Origin of the sequence: Fangia hongkongensis FSC776 = DSM 21703, from assembly GCF_000379445.1 — a bacterium.
Taxonomy (GTDB): domain Bacteria; phylum Pseudomonadota; class Gammaproteobacteria; order Francisellales; family Francisellaceae; genus Fangia; species Fangia hongkongensis.
In genome coordinates this window covers 1-17,099 of sequence record NZ_KB902249.1, presented here as the reverse complement: position 1 = coordinate 17,099, position 17,099 = coordinate 1, and the positions used below count along the sequence as shown (strand labels likewise).

The 17,099-nt window shown below is 34.5% G+C and carries 20 protein-coding genes and 1 pseudogene; 11 read left to right on the top strand and 10 right to left on the bottom strand.

Annotated elements, in window-relative coordinates; genetic code table 11:
• Nucleotides 1–93 precede the first annotated feature (93 nt).
• Nucleotides 94–492: a hypothetical protein gene (locus A37Q_RS0105785; RefSeq protein ID WP_018299337.1), complete on the top strand. Its 399-nt coding sequence runs from the start codon at nucleotides 94–96 to the stop codon at nucleotides 490–492.
• 393 nt (nucleotides 493–885) lie between these two features.
• On the opposite strand, the gene A37Q_RS0105780 is transcribed toward A37Q_RS0105785, so the two are convergent.
• Together A37Q_RS0105780 and A37Q_RS0105775 are read right to left on the bottom strand one after the other, a co-directional pair.
• Nucleotides 886–1,491, bottom strand: a complete 606-nt coding sequence (locus A37Q_RS0105780) for a recombinase family protein (protein ID WP_018299336.1) — start codon at nucleotides 1,489–1,491, stop codon at nucleotides 886–888.
• Nucleotides 1,481–2,167 (bottom strand): Fic family protein, encoded by a 687-nt coding sequence (locus A37Q_RS0105775; protein WP_018299335.1) that lies wholly within the window; start codon nucleotides 2,165–2,167, stop codon nucleotides 1,481–1,483. The genes A37Q_RS0105780 and A37Q_RS0105775 overlap by 11 nt, the downstream gene beginning before the upstream one ends.
• A 643-nt stretch (nucleotides 2,168–2,810) precedes the next feature.
• Between A37Q_RS0105775 and A37Q_RS0105770 the strand changes: the two genes are divergently transcribed.
• Nucleotides 2,811–4,901 (top strand): glycosyl hydrolase family 18 protein, encoded by a 2,091-nt coding sequence (locus tag A37Q_RS0105770; RefSeq protein ID WP_018299334.1) that lies wholly within the window; start codon nucleotides 2,811–2,813, stop codon nucleotides 4,899–4,901.
• 177 nt (nucleotides 4,902–5,078) lie between these two features.
• On the opposite strand, the gene A37Q_RS0105765 is transcribed toward A37Q_RS0105770, so the two are convergent.
• The gene (locus A37Q_RS0105765; protein WP_018299333.1) at nucleotides 5,079–5,618 is read right to left on the bottom strand and encodes a hypothetical protein; all 540 of its coding nucleotides are present in this window, start codon (nucleotides 5,616–5,618) and stop codon (nucleotides 5,079–5,081) included.
• Nucleotides 5,619–5,887: 269 nt separating this feature from the next.
• Between A37Q_RS0105765 and parS the strand changes: the two genes are divergently transcribed.
• Both parS and A37Q_RS0105755 read left to right on the top strand, forming a co-directional pair.
• Nucleotides 5,888–6,310, top strand: coding sequence for a type II RES/Xre toxin-antitoxin system antitoxin (gene parS, locus A37Q_RS0105760; protein ID WP_018299332.1), 423 nt, complete (start codon nucleotides 5,888–5,890; stop codon nucleotides 6,308–6,310).
• On the top strand, nucleotides 6,307–6,777 hold the full coding sequence (locus A37Q_RS0105755) for an RES family NAD+ phosphorylase (RefSeq protein WP_018299331.1): 471 nt from the start codon (nucleotides 6,307–6,309) through the stop codon (nucleotides 6,775–6,777). The genes parS and A37Q_RS0105755 overlap by 4 nt, the downstream gene beginning before the upstream one ends.
• 259 nt (nucleotides 6,778–7,036) lie before the next feature.
• Here A37Q_RS0105755 and A37Q_RS14730 read toward each other — a convergent pair whose 3' ends face one another.
• Nucleotides 7,037–8,518 carry a YfjI family protein gene (locus tag A37Q_RS14730; RefSeq protein WP_018299330.1) on the bottom strand — a complete coding sequence of 494 codons (1,482 nt, stop codon included), beginning with the start codon at nucleotides 8,516–8,518 and terminating at the stop codon, nucleotides 7,037–7,039.
• A 241-nt stretch (nucleotides 8,519–8,759) separates the two neighbouring features.
• On the opposite strand from A37Q_RS14730, the gene A37Q_RS0105745 reads away from it, so the two are divergent.
• Entirely contained in the window at nucleotides 8,760–9,266 is a 507-nt protein-coding gene (locus A37Q_RS0105745; RefSeq protein WP_018299329.1) for a hypothetical protein, read from the top strand.
• 201 nt (nucleotides 9,267–9,467) lie between these two features.
• Here the strand turns inward: A37Q_RS0105745 and A37Q_RS0105735 are convergent, their stop codons facing one another.
• The 6 genes from A37Q_RS0105735 to A37Q_RS0105710 all read right to left on the bottom strand — a co-directional run bounded on the left by A37Q_RS0105735 (nucleotide 9,468) and on the right by A37Q_RS0105710 (nucleotide 13,908).
• Nucleotides 9,468–10,196 (bottom strand): hypothetical protein, encoded by a 729-nt coding sequence (locus tag A37Q_RS0105735; RefSeq protein WP_018299327.1) that lies wholly within the window; start codon nucleotides 10,194–10,196, stop codon nucleotides 9,468–9,470.
• Nucleotides 10,197–10,217: 21 nt separating this feature from the next.
• Entirely contained in the window at nucleotides 10,218–10,733 is a 516-nt protein-coding gene (locus A37Q_RS0105730; RefSeq protein ID WP_018299326.1) for a hypothetical protein, read from the bottom strand.
• Between the two features lie 71 nt (nucleotides 10,734–10,804).
• Complete coding sequence (locus A37Q_RS0105725) at nucleotides 10,805–11,695, bottom strand: hypothetical protein (RefSeq protein ID WP_018299325.1); 891 nt, start codon at nucleotides 11,693–11,695, stop codon at nucleotides 10,805–10,807.
• Between the two features lie 37 nt (nucleotides 11,696–11,732).
• Nucleotides 11,733–12,887 (bottom strand): N-6 DNA methylase, encoded by a 1,155-nt coding sequence (locus A37Q_RS0105720; protein ID WP_018299324.1) that lies wholly within the window; start codon nucleotides 12,885–12,887, stop codon nucleotides 11,733–11,735.
• Nucleotides 12,888–13,013: 126 nt separating this feature from the next.
• Nucleotides 13,014–13,511, bottom strand: a complete 498-nt coding sequence (locus A37Q_RS14725) for a J domain-containing protein (RefSeq protein WP_018299323.1) — start codon at nucleotides 13,509–13,511, stop codon at nucleotides 13,014–13,016.
• A gap of 175 nt (nucleotides 13,512–13,686) precedes the next feature.
• Nucleotides 13,687–13,908, bottom strand: coding sequence for a hypothetical protein (locus A37Q_RS0105710; RefSeq protein ID WP_018299322.1), 222 nt, complete (start codon nucleotides 13,906–13,908; stop codon nucleotides 13,687–13,689).
• A 117-nt stretch (nucleotides 13,909–14,025) separates the two neighbouring features.
• Here A37Q_RS0105710 and A37Q_RS14720 point away from each other — a divergent pair, with 117 nt between their 5' ends.
• From A37Q_RS14720 to A37Q_RS14710, 6 genes and pseudogenes are all read left to right on the top strand, one after another.
• A complete protein-coding gene (locus tag A37Q_RS14720) occupies nucleotides 14,026–14,352 on the top strand; it encodes a type II toxin-antitoxin system RelE/ParE family toxin (protein ID WP_018299321.1) in 327 nt (108 codons plus the stop codon).
• Complete coding sequence (locus tag A37Q_RS0105700) at nucleotides 14,349–14,645, top strand: helix-turn-helix domain-containing protein (RefSeq protein WP_018299320.1); 297 nt, start codon at nucleotides 14,349–14,351, stop codon at nucleotides 14,643–14,645. Before A37Q_RS14720 ends, A37Q_RS0105700 begins: the two co-directional genes overlap by 4 nt.
• 865 nt (nucleotides 14,646–15,510) lie before the next feature.
• Nucleotides 15,511–15,846, top strand: coding sequence for a hypothetical protein (locus A37Q_RS0105695; protein ID WP_018299319.1), 336 nt, complete (start codon nucleotides 15,511–15,513; stop codon nucleotides 15,844–15,846).
• Between the two features lie 8 nt (nucleotides 15,847–15,854).
• Nucleotides 15,855–16,214 carry a hypothetical protein gene (locus tag A37Q_RS0105690; protein WP_018299318.1) on the top strand — a complete coding sequence of 120 codons (360 nt, stop codon included), beginning with the start codon at nucleotides 15,855–15,857 and terminating at the stop codon, nucleotides 16,212–16,214.
• Nucleotides 16,215–16,220: 6 nt separating this feature from the next.
• Nucleotides 16,221–16,841 (top strand): P-loop NTPase fold protein, encoded by a 621-nt coding sequence (locus A37Q_RS14715; RefSeq protein ID WP_018299317.1) that lies wholly within the window; start codon nucleotides 16,221–16,223, stop codon nucleotides 16,839–16,841.
• Nucleotides 16,842–16,919: 78 nt separating this feature from the next.
• Nucleotides 16,920–17,099, top strand: a pseudogene (locus A37Q_RS14710) (hypothetical protein); the annotation flags it as partial.

Genomic DNA, 17,099 nt, shown 5'->3' with positions numbered 1-17,099 from the left:
TTGGTGATTCTGTGCTAGTTCTAGGAAAGGGCTATTTAAGTTTACAGCCAATCGATACATAAGCTGTTTTTTCTGATTTTGAGGAGCGTTTGAATGTGTAACAAAGCCAAGATATTTAGTTTGCTCTCATCACGACTGAAAGAGTACGATGCAATAATTATTGGAGAGGACAAGGAGGTATACATTTCTGGTATGGTTCCGGTAGTGCATGAAGCCAATATTAATCACATGCTACCAATTTATATTGCGAGGACAACATCACAACTGGGTAAGCTAAAGAGTAAATTAGATGGCGCAGGGCTAAGGGTGTTTTATATTTTAGATAATAGATATACCATAGAAGAAGATGAACCAACGGGTCAGGAGCTTATTGATTTATGGCATATTGAGAATGACTGTGTATTAGTCACTTCCAGTTATCTGGAGATATCTACACGCAGCCCTATTTATCCAGTATTTGACAAACTTATGCCAACGCTTAATGTGTATTGATTTTCTGCTGTGGTATGTTTTGAATTTTGGGTTACACTGTAGATTCTGGACAAATCGGCAAAGTATTAAAAAGTTACAGATGTTAAGCTACACCATCACCTGCAATTCAAATCTTTTAGCTTAATGTTAGTTCTACGGGTCATGCCCGGATATATGTTTTTTTAGGACATCTGAGCCAACCGTTTGCTATTCATAGAATATGATACGGGTTTAGATACATTTTTTTGACTCAGAACATATCATTTTTAGACTGTATCACAAACCTCCGTTTATGTTACAAAATACCGATCAAACCCTTATTTCACTTATGTTTTAAATTTGAGATGTCCTATTTTTACATGTATCCGGGCTTAACCCGAGGTTCTATCGCTACAGCTAGATAGGACTTTTCTATTATTTTTTAAGTTTCTCTTTATTTCGGTTGTACCACTTATAATAAGTGCGTGGTGAAACATTATTCTCCTTGAGTGCCTGGCGAATTGATTTGGTTTCACTGTTAATATAATCGTTATAAGTGGATAGGCATTTTTGTTGCGTTTCCTTCGCCTGCCCTTTAGGTCGACCACCCTTGTTGGGTGATGCTCGCAATCCTTCTAATGTACGCTCTCTTAGTTTATTACGTTCAAATTGGGCAATGCCTGATAGGATAGTGAAATACAATTCACCCATGGCAGTAGAGGTATCAACTTCTTCTTTAAGTGACTTAAATACGACTTTGGAATCTTTAAAGTGTTCGATGAGATCAAATAAATCCTTTGTTGACCTGCCTAATCGATCATAGCTATGAACAATGACAGTGTCACCAGCACGTAGACGAGAGAGCATATCCTGAAGGGCAGGGCGTTTTGTGGTTGATCCAGAGATTTTGTCTATAAAGATTTCATCGTAACCATATTCTTTTAAATCAACTTCCTGACGATCTGTTTTTTGTGAGCGTGTGGACACTCGTGCGTAAGCAAACACTTTAGCAGTTGGGTTGTCTGATTTTTTATTGAGCACTGACAAGCTCCATTGTTTCTCCGATAGCCGATTCAATAAATTGAGCATGTTCATCAACATTATTAAGAGATGTCAAATACTCCTCACGATGATCATTTGTGATCAATGGCGGTAAGTAGTTATTTTTAATTGCCTGATAAGCCATCAGCAACCTACCAACACGGCCATTGCCATCAGCAAAAGGGTGGATACGTTCAAAATTAATATGAAAATCAGCAATCGCACGTATATCCATATTAGCTTCTGTGCGATAGAGTAGATTGCCAATATCCTGATCTATATTTTTAGGTGATGATAGCTGAATATCTACCCCTAGTATTTGGCGTTCATCTTTGCGCCAAGCACCAATAGGTCGCTCGATGCGTTCTGGTGCAATTTTAAGTGCTTTATCAAAAAGGATAGCGTGGATATCTTTCATGAACTCATCATCAAAATGGTGTCCCGTGTTTTCTGCTTCCCGTACCACAAAATCAAAGGCATCTGCAAAGCCCAGAATAACTAACTGCTCATGTAGTGGTTTATTGGGTGCAGTCATACCACTTTCTAACAGCCGTTTTGTTTCGCCATAAGTCAGTGTTAATCCTTCAATTGCATTTGAATGATGAGTGATACTGACTCTTAAACTTCGATAGAGGTCATTTTTTTGGATCGTGGTTAGCTCTGATAACTTTATCATGATGATGGCGCCAGTTTGTTATACATAAAGATAGATAATGGTATAATTTTAACTTTTTATTATGTATAACGCAATAGTATAACGTAAACATTGATTTTAAGATCATATGGATGTGATTTTTAGCGGTTAGGTTTTGACTATCGTAAAACGATCGTTTTTATGCCTAACTTAGCCTGTGAGTTGTGGACACTTTTCTTTTTGAGATTCACAGTGTAGGTCAACGATAGGGTGATTGACAAAGATAGAGATAAGCTTCTTGGAATCGCTGAGATAATGAAAAGTATGGTAATAGCAAAGCAAGTTTTTACCGGCTAACCAATGATTTAGATAATAAATAGTTTTGTGTAACCTTAAGGTTTACTGGTGAATGTCTCACCTTGATCGAGCAAATATAGTATATATTTCATAGGGATATATCGATAACTTAATCGTAAATTTTTATTAAGCAACAAATTTAAAGCTTAACAATATGATAATAGTTTTATATTTAGGTTGAAAGCCTAAGGAAAAACACAGTCTAGAGAATTGAAGGCGAAATGGAGGAGAGGTAATATAAAATCGTATTATGAGTATTGGGAGGAAAATATACTTCCCTAATGACTTATTAGAAAAGAAACAAATAAATGAGAATGGGGATACATAAATGAAAAGATCAAATAAATTACTATCTACTGCGATATTATTAGCATCGGCAGGAGTAGGAGCGGCCAACTGTGTTTTAGATAATGCGCAATCTGGATGGACAGGAAAAATAACGTTTTACTGTGATGCACCAACTAATCTTGTAGACAATCCGATTAAATTTGATGTCAGCAATGATGTTAAAGTTACCTCTATTTGGGGATTAAGTGGTAATGCGAAATTAGTACAAAATGGCAGCAATGTTGTTGTAACTGTCAAGAAATGGTGGCCTGATGAACCTTATATTGTCCCAGCTAATCAATCAGTTAGCATGAGCTTCTCCCCTTCAAACAATCAGTTTGAGATTTCAAACTTTAGTGTCGGCCCAGTCGCACCTATCTCAAAAGCAACGATTAATGTTAAGTTGCCACAAAAGCCTGCCTATATTAAAGATGATAAGCTTGCAAATGTTGTAATTACTTCTAATGGAAAAATGGTTGCTGAGGTAAAAAATAAAGCGTGGGGCAAGCCTGTGCATGTCCCTGTAAGCTTCTCAGGTGATGAGGCAAGCTTTAACATCAGTGTTCCTGGCATTGATGGCGGAACAGGGAGTGCCACACCACAGAGTTTTAGTTTAAAAAGTGGAGGTTCTCAATCAGTAACTATTGAGTATCAAGCTCCAAAACCTGTAGAAAAAGGCTCTGTAGTTGTAATGACATCTATTAAAAGTGCCAGTAATGAAGATATTAATGCTCCCTATCAGTTGACTGAGAATGGCAGCGTACTGAAAGAAGGGGTATTACAAGTAGGTCGTAATGATCTTGGAGAATTCCCTATATCTAAATCTGATGTAAACTATACGCTTAAAACACAGAGCTATACCGCTAAGGGTATTAATTATACCCCAAGTGTGGGATCACAAGTTGTAGAGGTACATGCAAATAAAGTTAGTCATGTTAAAGTTGATTATACGAGTAGAGTCATTCCAACTGAGAGTGTTAGCATTAATGTAGCAGGATTACCAGAAGGCGCAACTAGTCAGTTATCTTTAACACCAGAGAAAGGGGAGAAGAAAACTGTTAATTTAACAGCAAATAAAGCTTATCAGTTATCTATTCCTCAAGACAATCAGAAGTGGAGTGCATCTGCATCTTCTTATAATAACTATGTTGCAACGTTATCTCCGTCTAGTTTTACTGCAAATAAAGATAACCAAACTATTGCTGTGAACTATCAAAAGCAAGAGAGTAGTAAGCAACTTTCTATCTTTTGGTGTGGGTTTAGTGGTAATTACTGCGGTCAGTCTGTCGATAATGATGTATATGAAAAGGCAACCATAGTTATCTTGGCTTTTGTTAATACACATACAGATGGCAGTGTAGATGCTGATACAATGCCAACACAATTAATTAATGATTGGCATAGAGCAGGTAAAAAGGTGCTAATTTCAGTTGGTGGCCAAAATGGGCACTGGGAGCCTATTTTTAAAAACCCTGATAACTTTGTAAATAGTATTACCAAAATTGTAAGTGATAATAATTTGGATGGAGTTGATTTAGATATAGAAGGCTACACAACAGCTCCAAAAATAGTTTCTGAAACAATTTCTAAATTAAGAGCTACGCTAGGACAAGATAAACTAATTGTGGTAAGTCCTGAAAATGTGACGGTATATCCACAACAGGGGATTCCTGTTCCTAGGCCAGATCAAGGCGGTAGTCCATGGAATTATTTTGTACCAATTCTTCAGAGCTCGCTCAGTCAAATTAACTATGTGCAGCCCCAAATGTATAATAATGGTTATCTTGGTTCCATCCCAGCCACATCTGATTTCTTGATAACCAATTATCTTGGCTGGATGAATCATTTGCCATATAAAATTGCAAACTTCAATGGTGTGCCAGCGAATAAACTGATCATGGGGGTTTTAGCTTCTCCAGTTGCTGGGATCTCAAGCTTTTATACACCACCAGACCAGTTGAAAGAAGCCATTGCAACTTTAGAGTCTAAGTATAATATTTCTGTTGGAGGTGTTATGATGTGGGATAGTAATTGGGATGCAAAAAACTCTAATGCTATAAGCAAAGCCGCGGCAGAAGCTTTAAAACTATAGTGTAAGCTTTGCTTACTTTAAGAAATACAGTACCTTAAAAATAATCCTTAGGATGATTAGGGTTGAATGTGCGTTAGACACGATTTCTAGTCCACTAGCGACAGCACAATCTGTGGATAGATGCTCCCATAAAAGTATGGTTTAATAGTACAGAAAAATTTATTTGTAGTGCCTTAATTATTTAAATACTTCTAAGATAAGGTAATTTGCATTTGAACTGTCTGGCAAGCAATTTGCATATGAGTCAGAAGTATTGAATATATATCCACCAAAACCTTTTATACTAATTGGGTATTTCTTGGATTCTATTTCTTTTTGGAATAAGGTAATTAATTCTGGGCAGTCTTTATATGGAATATTTTTAATAAATATTTCAAATGCTCCTTTGTCATTATCAGGGCTTCTCAACAAAATGAAAGACGGATTCTCTTTTGTATACCAAGGGGTTGCAATTATCTGATGACCTTTGTAGTTATAAATTATGTCTTTACTAAAATATGGTAGTATTGTTTTATTTGTTGGTAGCATGCCATTCTCCTGATAATACTTATCAGCTAGATGGTATACTCGGTCAATTAGTTTTTCGGTTTTATCAACTTTGTTTTCACCTATTATATGTGAAATTAAAAAGTATAATGCCATGACTATTGCGCAAACAAATGCCATTGTGATCAATGCCCCAAGTACGCTAAAACCATGTTGTTTAGTTTTATTCATATTGGTTAAACTCCTTTTTATAACTGAGCAAACAATAATACACTAAGCTGAGATATTACAATAGGTATAGATTACTACCTTCTCTTGGATACATCACTTTGTAATAAACCTATACTATTTCTTACATATTTGCCCTTTTGATTAAAATTATCGACATGGAATTTAAGAGGTTGCACATAAGGTGTCTACTAGAACAACGAATTAGCCGTGACTTGCATATAAATATTCATGTGATATATTAGTAATATATCAATTGAAAAGGCGTTATCATGCAACCAGCCAATCAAAACAACTTTTGGGATGCTGTTGGCATTCCATCTAGAGGCGAAAGACTTTACCAAGCAATCCATGATGGATTTAGTTGTGAAGTATTTAGTAAATTAGCTGATATTTCAGGGATGGAGAAAAACCAACTTGCTAAGATTACGACCATAGCACCAGCATCATTAAGCAGACGGTATAAATCAGGCTTCTTTACCGAAGCTGAAAGTGATCGATTGTATCGTTATGCAGAAGTTTACAAGTCAGCGCTAAATTTATTTGAGGGGAGCCAGCATAAAGCACACCATTGGCTAACATCACCTGTTATCGGTCTTGGCGGAAAGAAACCAATTGATATGCTTAGAACATCAGCAGAAACTAAGGCTGTTATTGATTTGATTGGTCGCCTTGAACATGGTGTATTTGCATGAGCAAGGTTTTTGCATACAGATTAGTTAAAAAGAAATTTGCCAATGAAGCCTTTACTGGTGATGGCGCTAGAATATATGGTGGCAGGTGGAACAACAAAGGACAACCGTGTGTATATTGTGCAAGTTCAGAATCGCTTGCAATACTTGAGGTTTTTGTTCATATTGAGGATTACTCCATGCTGCAAAGCTACTCACTTTTTCAGGTTGAAATGACTAAATCTGATATTGAGTATATTGAACAAAAAGCATTACCAGACACTTGGAAAGATCAACCTGCGCCACCTGAGACTGCTGACATGGGAGATGCGTGGTTGAAGTCTTGTCAAGCACTCGCTTTAGCTGTTCCTAGCGTTGTTGTACCAAGAGAATATAACTATATTCTAAATACGCTACATAGCGGTTTTGGGTCATTAGTGAAAAAAGCAAAATTGCTAGATTTTGAGTTTGATACAAGGCTAAGCGTTTAATTTTTAGGGGTTAATTCCATACAGCACGGGTTTTTCCCAGATATAATACATAGCTCTTATTCCATATAGATTGCAGCATTTCCACTATTAAGAAGTTGGTAAGTCAAACTAAAATCATGAATCAATTTAAACTGATCTCATAATAACCATTACTTTGATATTGTCAGAGTAATTTAAACTATTGTCATTGCCTATTTTGACAATTATATGATTATAGAACTATATATTTATAAGGTATTTATCCTTATTGTCACAATTGTCAAACTGTCACAGAGGTTTTGAATAGTGTTGGGTGAAAGATGATCTTTGTTCGCTTGGCATCAGGTGTTGAAATAAGATAATGTGACTTTTCAAGTAGCTTAATTGCTTTATCTCGCCTACCTTTGTCACGGACGGATGTGACACGTAAAATCTCGCGTGACGTGGTTTCGACAATATTCTTTGAGATAATAGCGTCAAGTATTAATTTGGCATCATGATCAACCTGTGTCAGCTTGGTTTCTCCAAAGATGCGTTTAGCTTCATTTAAATGCCATTCAATAATTTGATAAGCGGACTCAATGTGTTCAGCAGATATTTCAGTACCTTGCTTGCCTGTAAACAAATGGAATGGGGCAGCTACTCTGGCAATATTTTCACTGGCTTTGGATGCTAAATCATGAATAGATTGCCAGTGGTATTCATTTGCGATAGCAGTTTCAATATAGTTAAAGTATTTCACCCATGCCTCTTTAGCTATTTTGCTAAAAGTAAGCGTAGGGATGTATCCAAAACCATATTTATCAACTGGCTGAGTATTGCTTAGACAGGTTTTAATGCGCCTGTGAAATATATCAAGATGTTCAGTTACATTCGTCAACGGTTCTTTGTAATATCGATTACCCATTGTTGAGGCAGGGTAGGCTAATAAGGTTCGTGCCAGAAATCCACTGTTTCTATTAATGCCATCCCCTTTTTTTAGCATCTGCTCAAGGAGCAAAGGCTGCATCATTAAGTTGAGCGTAAAGCGCCGATCTTTGATAAAAATATCACTTGTGGTTTTGCGATGTATGGCTATGGGCTGCGCGTCCCATAAACGGTTGAGTAGGGCGACAAATTTGGTATTATCTTTTTGCATACTTGGGCTTGATAAGAAAATACCCGCTTCATCTGACCATATACTTGTGCTTGGATATTCTTTTGCTAAATTTTCGCTTAAAGCTTCTGCGGTGATATCCTCATATTTTAGCTTAGGTAACAAAGGTATTTCTGGCTCTTCAAGCATCACCTGATTATAGTAGCCATCATATTGATCTGTTTCATAACCCTGAGTCGCTAAGCGTCTAATCATCATCAGCAATCCTTTGCGCTTGATTGACCAAGTGTTGTACTCATTTTTGATGCGCGTATATTCTGGCATCATGGTTTTAGTTGTCTTATCCTGCCAATCCTCAATACCTTTGCCAAAAACCTTATCAGCCGCCGTTTTGCGTTCACCACTCGATGCGACTGTAATAAAGTACATGGAGACAGGGCTGATAAGTACATCATCACGCGCAATATTAGCGAGTCCTTGACAGCTTAGTGAGACATTAGAAAGGGCGCTATTAGCTAATAAGGGAATGGGTTGTTGCCCATATTCAGCGTAAGACTGGATAGCGTCTTTGATAATATCAGGCAAAGCATCAAGTGGGTAATCAGCTTGCTTTGTTGATATATGTGACAATGGTATTGGTGTTTTCCAGTTGATTTTTCCAGTCATTGAAAATTAGCGGTGTTATTTTGGCTGAAAATATCATAACACAAAGCAGTTTTGACTTCATTTGAAAAGAATTGTGATGGAGGACGGAGCAGAGTTTTTTACATTAAGGGCGCGGTAACTTAAAAACCACTAGGGCATAAAAATTTAATACACCTAACAAATGTAGGATAACTCTTTGATTTTTTATGGCATAGTGTAATTGCCCGCTAATTTAAAAAATTAAACATAAGGAATTAATAAGATGAAGAAGACAATATTAATGCTGACATTGCCATTGCTATTTGAAGTGGCTCAAGCAACAAATATTTTTGATGATGCTGTGACTTCATGTAATGGCGATTATGCAATCTGGCAAAGCATTGATGGGCATTATGAGAGTGGTGATATTAAATGTGGTGACTCGAGGTTCCCAAGCATTGTGAATACTAACGTAACATGCTACTTGCCGACAGTTGTTACCATCAAAGTCAAAAAGGCAAGTGATAGCAGTTTTTATGGCTATACAAATGAAAATGGAATGAATGTGGCAAATAGCTATCTTAATTTCACTGCAACTGCACACGGTAATGACATTACGGTTTTTGTTGGTGGTCAGGAACAATATTATTCAATAGATAACCATGCATTCATTATGCCGATTAAGCAGAAAAAATATAACGTTTTTAAGATAAACTCAGATGGTGAGCCAGTCTTAGTATCACAGATAAATCAGTCTGGTTTTAATTTTGTGGGTTGTGCTAAATTTTAATGCTCAATAATAGATGAGCCAATATCCATGTTTAAATCGAGTATTGACAATTTTCTTACTTAATCATTTTTGCTTGATGACGCTTACTGTTTTTGCTGCCAAAATAACAAATTATCACCATGTCACCCAATAAATCCTGAGCAACCATTATCTCATAGAATTTGGTTGATGTTTCCAAGCGCAGCATGATTTTGCGAAGTTTTACTCTATTAGTAAAAGTTGTTGGTTGAAGTCTAATGTTTCTAAAACGCCAGAAATACAATCCATTATGTCGCTTACTTTTTCATCTTTGTCTAAATCAGCAAAGAAACCAGCAAGCCAAGCTATTTGTCTGGCTAGTTGCTTAGTTAATAACCCATTTACCCTATCATCATCAGAAAAAATCAATTCTGCAACTTCACGCTTTAACTTACTTGATTCATTGCGTGCCATCGTTATAGTTTCAAAAAAAGTAAATAGGTTCTCAGAGCCTTTGGGTGAATATTGACCGCTAAGCTTTAAGCTTCTACCGCTTTCAATGGCATTATCGCAAATGGATTTTTGGATTTGTATGGTTTGATTAACCATTGATGCTGACTTTGACATCGTTCTAAAGATATTTATGCGTTCAGGTCGCTTAATATCATCTTGATGTGGCTTATACTGGTTACAGAGCTTATTAACGTGGCATGCCTCTTTTTTGATTGCTTTAATAATATCATGTTTATGTGATCTAGCGTCATTCTCACCCAGCCATTCGATCATTACAAAGGTGATATAGCTAGTCATAAAGCCAATCATATGAGATGGACAGAAAACCTTATGCGCTTTGATAGCCATTTCAAGGCTGTAATCAGAAAATCTGATTAGTGATTCTTTAACTGCATATTCAAGGTCATGTAATTTGAATTCATCTATTGCTTGTAAATTGTAATTATCTAAAAAGTTCAAAATTATTCCTTGCGTAAATTATTAATGACTTTGTATAAGTCCTATTGTTGTCGAATTATATAATAGATCATCATCCTCTATAATTACTTGCTCGGGGTAGGTTGTAAAATAATTAATAATATCCTTGGAAATATGTTCACATGTTTGAACATAATTTGGTTTTTCAATATCGTCTACTGAAATATCACCACTTTGATCATATTCAGGATAGAACGATAGGTGTTTTTCAAGACTGATTTTCAAAATATATCGACGTCTTAAAATCAAATTTTCAAAATTAAACATTAAAGGTATTAGGCATTCATGCTTGCATAAATCAATATTTAGCTCGCCTGAGCGATATTCTTTGTCAAAAGTGAAACCGCCAGTTTCAGGACATAGTGCAACAACATTTTTTTTGCCCATATATTTGTTTAGTTCTTCAATTAGTGTGTACGAAAAATGCTGATAAAATTCCATTTCCTTACGTTGACGACCAGATTTTTCATTGATCAAATCAATGATTCTCTCATAAATCGTTAATTGATTGCTTTCCATTATAGAACTCCATGTTTCAGCATTTATCAAACGCTTTATTGTAGCATTTTAACAATTTATTAAGCATATATTTATTTGAGTTTTTCCAAGCCGACATATTGCTTAGAAATGTCACGTGTAAGCAGCTCTCTTAGTGAGTCCTGCAAAAGATTTATGCAGTCTTCATCTAACTCAAATACTTTAGTAAAAAGCTTAGTTGCTTTAGGCTCAGTTAAGTGAAGTAATCGCACCTGGTACCAGTAATGAAATACTGTCTGAATATCGCAACTTGTCGTTGGATTAACACCATAGCTATGAATGACATCAATCACTGCTGCCATAAAGTAAGCCTTGGGAAAAAAATCCAATTCAGGGTTAATCATGTTATATACCTGATCGATAGTAAACTGCTTTTTCGTATTAAAACAGTCCAATAGATAATCATTTAAGTTTTGCATTAAACGCTCTTTATCCTCATCAAGGGATAGGAAAATCTCTATGACTTTTTTTCTGTCCTCAAATATCGGTTTAAATACTGTTTTTTGCACTTGATAGTTGTATCCATATTGTTGGCAAAGAGATTTCACTTTGTCATCACTTTGCGCAGCTTTGTCAATCGCATGTTCAATAGATTGCTGGATTAGTAGCGCCAAAGATTTATTTTGCTCTGTAGCAGCTTCTATGGCGTTATAAAGTACCAATAAATCATCATTAATGTGGTAGCTGTATGTGTTAAGTGATTTGTTGTTGAAATGTGCCATTAATCTTCTTTGATTATTGTAGTTAGTGATAAAGCTTTTCACCTCTTTGATTTCATCTGGGGAGAGTTTTTCAAAGATACTATCATTTTTATCAAACTCATTGGAGTTGAGGTATAACGTCCCAATACGCTCTTGCTTACCGTCATGTAGACGCAGCACTGAGCGGGCGCGATCGTTTTGAGGTTGGTGATCACCTAACTTTTTGAAGTTTAGCGTTGTCATTTTGTATCCTTAAAGCCCCCACAAGGGGCTGTTTAACTTAACTGTTTATCATTTCAAGAATGGTGTGTTTTCGTTGTTCAATCGTTAATAGTTCTTGCTCTAGTATTTTTAAGCGTTCAATACTTAAATGATTTAACTTAGTTTCAAGCTCACTCGATGCTGAATTGAGCACATTAATAGATTGAGCTATTTTAATCTTTGCATTTTCTATGTCATTATGTACTGGCTTTTCTATAGCGTTATTAATAACTGTTGGTAGCTTCTGCATTAATTTATCTAGCGTTTGATAGATAATGTCTTTTGGCTGATGATTTCTTACAGTTAGACCTATGCGCTCGTTATACATATTGCACGTTTCAAGATTGCCAATTACGTGTTCAGGGTAATCAATGAAGTATTGATTAATTGCTAGTTGATGGTTGTTGATATTAATGTATCTTACATCTAAGTAATTGCAGTAATAATTATGACTTTTACTAAAAAAAATAATATCAACGGTAACTTTGGCATTATCAAACATATTTTCAGGCAATCTAAAGGCTGCAATTAGGGAGCCATACTTAGCCATAATATTACGTGCATGACCTTTTATATTATCGAGGCAATAACTTGGCACCACAAAGGCTAAAATACCATTATCTTTAAGTAATTTAATTGATTTAGCAACAAAATAATGATGAATAACTAACTGATCTAATTCCGTATCTTGGCAAGTGATTTTTTGTGATGAATAGGGTGGGTTGCCGAGAACAACATCAAAACTGCTATCATTAAATTTTGTATTTTCAAAACTTAAATTAGCCACTTTAGCATATGGGCAAATTAAGCGAGTTAGGCGTGCGCTGATTCGATCTAATTCGATAGCATGAAATACACTTTTTTCTTTTATGCTGTCAGGGCAATTAAAAATAAATGCACCATGACCGCAAGCAGGCTCTAAAATTTTTCCACCAGTGAAGCCGAGTTTTGTTAAACCAGCATAAATTGATTCAATCATTTTAGTAGGGGTATAATAGGCTGTTTTTGAGCTTGCCATTATTTGCTTGTATACAGCATCACCTAACACATTTTTTAAAGCGTCATGCTCTTCTTTGCTCATTATTTTATGGAGACCGCCAAACCCTGAATAATCTTTTAGATCAATTCCGCTTTTAAGTAATTTCAGAATGGCTAAGTTTTTTTGAAATCTCATTTTTATCTTACTCCCGTAAAGGTCAATTGATTAAACAATGTAAGCAATACCGCTTACAAAAATAATCATATCATGCTACAAAATAATAACAATACATTTATGTATTTTATTTTAATTAAAGCTAGCTTATTTTTCTATTAGGTGCTCATAATGATTTGTTTTCACAACAGTTGAGCCGTAATGGTTTTTTATATCATCCATATTCCACTCTTTGCTTTTTCTATAGCTTTTAGCTTTAGCAGGGCGGTAATACCACTGTGCTTTGTTTTTTGACCATTTAAACCCATTTTCCTTTAGTGTTTCTTTGTGTTCTTTTGTATTTCCACTTACCCATACCCATAGACCGCAGATGACAATATCAATACCATGTAATTGAGTAATGGCATTTAATGCTTTACTTAATTCATTTGGATAATCTGCGGTAACTTTATCTTCAAAAACTTCAAGGGATTCAACATCTTGCAAAAGATCATAAGCAGCATTAATTATCTGCATCATTTCAGTGCCATTTGGATTGCGGTCAGGATGAAATTCAGCGGCTTTTTTCCGATAGGCTTTTTTGATGTCTTCCTGACTAACTGTTCCAACTAATCCCAAAATATTAGCAGCTTCAAATTTATTCATTTTTAATTTCTCCGTTTAGGTCATTTTGTATTAAGTAAAAGCAAATCTGCTTCCACAAAACTATTATAACAAAACAGTGAAATTACACAATACATTTATGTGTTTCATATATTTTTATTCTATTTACATGGTAGATAAACTTGATTAATGAAAACAATTCAGACAAGAGGAAAGACTATTTTTTAATATTATCTTTTCTAAACTTTTTAAATTCTCGATCACTATCGAAAACAAGTTGCAAGGCTTGATCAATTAAAAAATCAATATCTTTTTCACCTTCTAGTGACTCATTCCAATCTAAGTACTCTAGGGTTTTTAAATAGGTTTCTTCTGAGATTTTAACTTTCTTGGGTAGTGTGGTATAAGTTGGTAATTTTGGTTTTTCAATAACTGGCATATTTTCTTATCCTTTGTTAAAAATATTACGCTAAATAATATATAAAAATATTGGCATATTGACAATATACCCATTTTAGGGTAAAATATAGAAATATGATCACAAGGTAAATTTAACGTGTACGAATTAGTTTTACTTAAAGACGCTGAGGATTGGCTTTTTAGTTTGCCATTAGATCAACAAAATGAAATGCTTATTTTGATTCGTATGCTTAGAAAGCTAGGTTATGAATTACAGCAGCCATTTACAAAGTCATTGTCAGGAACAAAAGAAAAAATAAAAGAGTTGCGTTGTAGACGCTTTGGCAATCGCCTTTATTATATGCATCACTATAATAAAATATATGTTGGTTTGCTGGGTGGTAATAAAGGAACGCAAAAGCAAGATATTAAGAAAGCAGACAAGCAGGCTAGAAAGATTAAAAAAGGCGAGGTGAACTTATGAGAAGCATAGACCAAATAATGCAAGAGAGACTAACAGAAAAGCAAATAAATAGCATAAATAAAGAAGCAGACAAACGCATTGATGCATATTTGATATTGAAACAGTCAATTGCTAATGAGCTAAATAATTATATCGAAAGTAATCACTTAACTTTTAATGACGTTAAAAAAGGGTTAGAAACAAGCACATCGCAAACCCAAAGAATTTTAAAAGGTGAATCTGGATTCACACTGGAAACATTAATAAAAGTTGGTCGTTTTCTTGGAAAAAGCCCACGCATTATTTTCGAGTAAAATATATTGAAATTTGGCTTTCACATTTAAAGGATGATGATTATATGGGAAGCCGTTAAAGGTTGCGTAGAAGTTTTTAGTATCTCTTAAATGTTAATGCAAAAAATAAATATAAAGAAGTTGCTTAGATTTTAGATTGGCAAAATAAATTTATTCAGTCGCCATAAATTGAAGTGGCTTTTAGTTTTTCTCTCATTTTTAAAAATTTAACCAATAATTTTCACCGTATACGCAAGTGATAAAATCCGTCATATAATATAGTAGCACACCCTACGCTGTTAGCAGGGGCATAATCCAAGTCGTGAAAGCCTTTATTTTAAAGGGTTTGCGAGCGATACGTTTTTTTGAGAAAATGAGTTGTTTTGTTTTCCAATATACCGCCAAATGGCGTTGTATTTTCGGAAAAATATCCGCATCATATGTAAAATAATCATTTATGACGAATGTATGATATTTATAAATATTTTAGTATGACATTCGTCATAAATCCATATGAATAAATAAATATGATTGATTTTATAAGTATTCATATAATATGATTGTATGGCGGTTAAAATAAGCGTATGCTAATTGTATGATATAGATTTTAAGCGGATAAAAGCTTTAAAAACGTAAATTGTATGCCATATATATGCAGTGTTGCATTGACGTGTGACGAGTGTATGTCGCGACATACAAAAAAATACACTGAATTTATGAGTTTAGCTTTTGATAGCATACAATTGTATGATCATATTTGATAGAATATGAAGCAAATCAAGTGGAATTTATCCGTTTGCAATTTATTGTATGACTAAAGACTTACATTAAAATACAATCGTCATACGTTGGTGAATAATTAAATCAAGGATAAAACGAGGGTGAAATGGCTAAAATATTAACAATACGGGTTCCAGATTATTTAAAAGATGAACTGGAAGAAAAAGCAAAAAAGAAAAATATTCAATTGTCTCAGTATGTCAGAGACTTAATTCAAGTGGGATTAAGCGCAGATGATTCTCAAGATAATTGGGATGAATTAGAGCAAATATCTGCGATTAAATCGTTGGAATCTAAGTTGATTTTGGAATCTATTTTAAAAGCCGTTTTTGATGAAAGTAAATCAAAATTTAAATCTGCAAATGAGGAATTAGAATATATCACTACACGAATTCAACAAGTTAAAAATCGTGTAGTCCATGGTAATAATGATGATATTTGAGGATGAATATGTCTGTTAGAATTGATGTAAGAGTCGATGAAAATCTAAAAAAACGGATTGAAAATATTGCAAATGAAACTAATAAAAGCTTTCCTGATTGCGTTAGAGAATTGTTAGATATAGGTATTTATGTTAAGGAAAAACAGCTACAACCAGAAGAAGATAATAAGGAAAACTGGGAGGAGTTCTATCAAAATGCTGCCGTTATGACGCATGAAAATAGATTGATACTCGAGACAGTATTAAAGATTTTATATAAAGACAATAAGCCTTTATTTGAATCATCAAGTGAAGAAATTGAGTTTATAAAAACACGTGTTCAGCAAATAAAGTCACGCGTTGTTGATGGTGAAAAGGATGTAATGTAGGTTGTTATGAATATAGATAATCCAATAAATGAATATACATTCGATGATAGAGATGAATTCAATAGAAAATCAATCGCTGATAATATTTACAGTTTGATTGATAGTAATATTGATATTTCACCTTTAATTATTAATGGTGATTGGGGTGTAGGGAAAACTGAGTTTTGTCATAAAACTATCAATCTTATAAATACCAGTAATGATAATACGGTAAATGCTATCTATATTGATGCGTTCAAATATGATCATATAGAGCAGCCTTTGATTACAGTAATCAGTGAAATATTAAAGGCGATAAGCAGCGAATCACATAAAGAAAACTATAAAAAATTGCTTACTAAAGCCGCCGAAGTTTCAGCATTCTTTTTAAAAACTGGCGGAAAAGCTGTTGTTAGCCATTTACTTAAGCAGAATTTCAATACATTAAATGAAGACCTTAAAGAGGTAATAAGTAAAAGTGAAGATGCTTTCTTTCAATACGCAGCTACAGCCATTGAAAGTCATGTCGAGTCTGAAAAAAACATCGATGAGTTACGCGATATATTGGAGAGTATGGCTAAGAAAAATAAGTTAATTATCTTCATTGATGAATTAGTCGCCCCTGAAAAATTCCTTAAAGCTATATAAGTAGTGTGTTAGCACTTGAAATTTCGCAAGCTAAATTGCAAGATTTATGGTATCAACCATGCAAAACCTTGCAATTTCATGCGTAATAAAGAGCAAAAATTCAAAGAAACCAAAGACCTATTCAAACCAGAATTATCAGAGCAAATTGATCTTTCTCATAAACTTTGCTTATTAGCTGATTTTATTGATTGGGAGAAGCTGGATGATTATCTATCAAACTGCTTTAGTGAACATTCAGGTCGTCAAAGCAAGCCTTCT

Excerpts from the sequence above, each read along its gene's own strand:
- A37Q_RS0105785 (WP_018299337.1), top strand. The coding sequence starts at position 94 with ATGTGTAACAAAGCCAAGATATTTAGTTTGCTCTCATCACGACTGAAA.
- A37Q_RS0105775 (WP_018299335.1), bottom strand. The coding sequence starts at position 2,167 with ATGATAAAGTTATCAGAGCTAACCACGATCCAAAAAAATGACCTCTAT.
- A37Q_RS0105770 (WP_018299334.1), top strand. The coding sequence starts at position 2,811 with ATGAAAAGATCAAATAAATTACTATCTACTGCGATATTATTAGCATCG.
- A37Q_RS0105765 (WP_018299333.1), bottom strand. The coding sequence starts at position 5,618 with ATGAATAAAACTAAACAACATGGTTTTAGCGTACTTGGGGCATTGATC.
- parS (WP_018299332.1), top strand. The coding sequence starts at position 5,888 with ATGCAACCAGCCAATCAAAACAACTTTTGGGATGCTGTTGGCATTCCA.
- A37Q_RS0105755 (WP_018299331.1), top strand. The coding sequence starts at position 6,307 with ATGAGCAAGGTTTTTGCATACAGATTAGTTAAAAAGAAATTTGCCAAT.
- A37Q_RS14730 (WP_018299330.1), bottom strand. The coding sequence starts at position 8,518 with ATGACTGGAAAAATCAACTGGAAAACACCAATACCATTGTCACATATA.
- A37Q_RS0105745 (WP_018299329.1), top strand. The coding sequence starts at position 8,760 with ATGAAGAAGACAATATTAATGCTGACATTGCCATTGCTATTTGAAGTG.
- A37Q_RS0105730 (WP_018299326.1), bottom strand. The coding sequence starts at position 10,733 with ATGGAAAGCAATCAATTAACGATTTATGAGAGAATCATTGATTTGATC.
- A37Q_RS0105725 (WP_018299325.1), bottom strand. The coding sequence starts at position 11,695 with ATGACAACGCTAAACTTCAAAAAGTTAGGTGATCACCAACCTCAAAAC.
- A37Q_RS0105720 (WP_018299324.1), bottom strand. The coding sequence starts at position 12,887 with ATGAGATTTCAAAAAAACTTAGCCATTCTGAAATTACTTAAAAGCGGA.
- A37Q_RS14725 (WP_018299323.1), bottom strand. The coding sequence starts at position 13,511 with ATGAATAAATTTGAAGCTGCTAATATTTTGGGATTAGTTGGAACAGTT.
- A37Q_RS0105710 (WP_018299322.1), bottom strand. The coding sequence starts at position 13,908 with ATGCCAGTTATTGAAAAACCAAAATTACCAACTTATACCACACTACCC.
- A37Q_RS0105700 (WP_018299320.1), top strand. The coding sequence starts at position 14,349 with ATGAGAAGCATAGACCAAATAATGCAAGAGAGACTAACAGAAAAGCAA.
- A37Q_RS0105695 (WP_018299319.1), top strand. The coding sequence starts at position 15,511 with ATGGCTAAAATATTAACAATACGGGTTCCAGATTATTTAAAAGATGAA.
- A37Q_RS0105690 (WP_018299318.1), top strand. The coding sequence starts at position 15,855 with ATGTCTGTTAGAATTGATGTAAGAGTCGATGAAAATCTAAAAAAACGG.
- A37Q_RS14715 (WP_018299317.1), top strand. The coding sequence starts at position 16,221 with ATGAATATAGATAATCCAATAAATGAATATACATTCGATGATAGAGAT.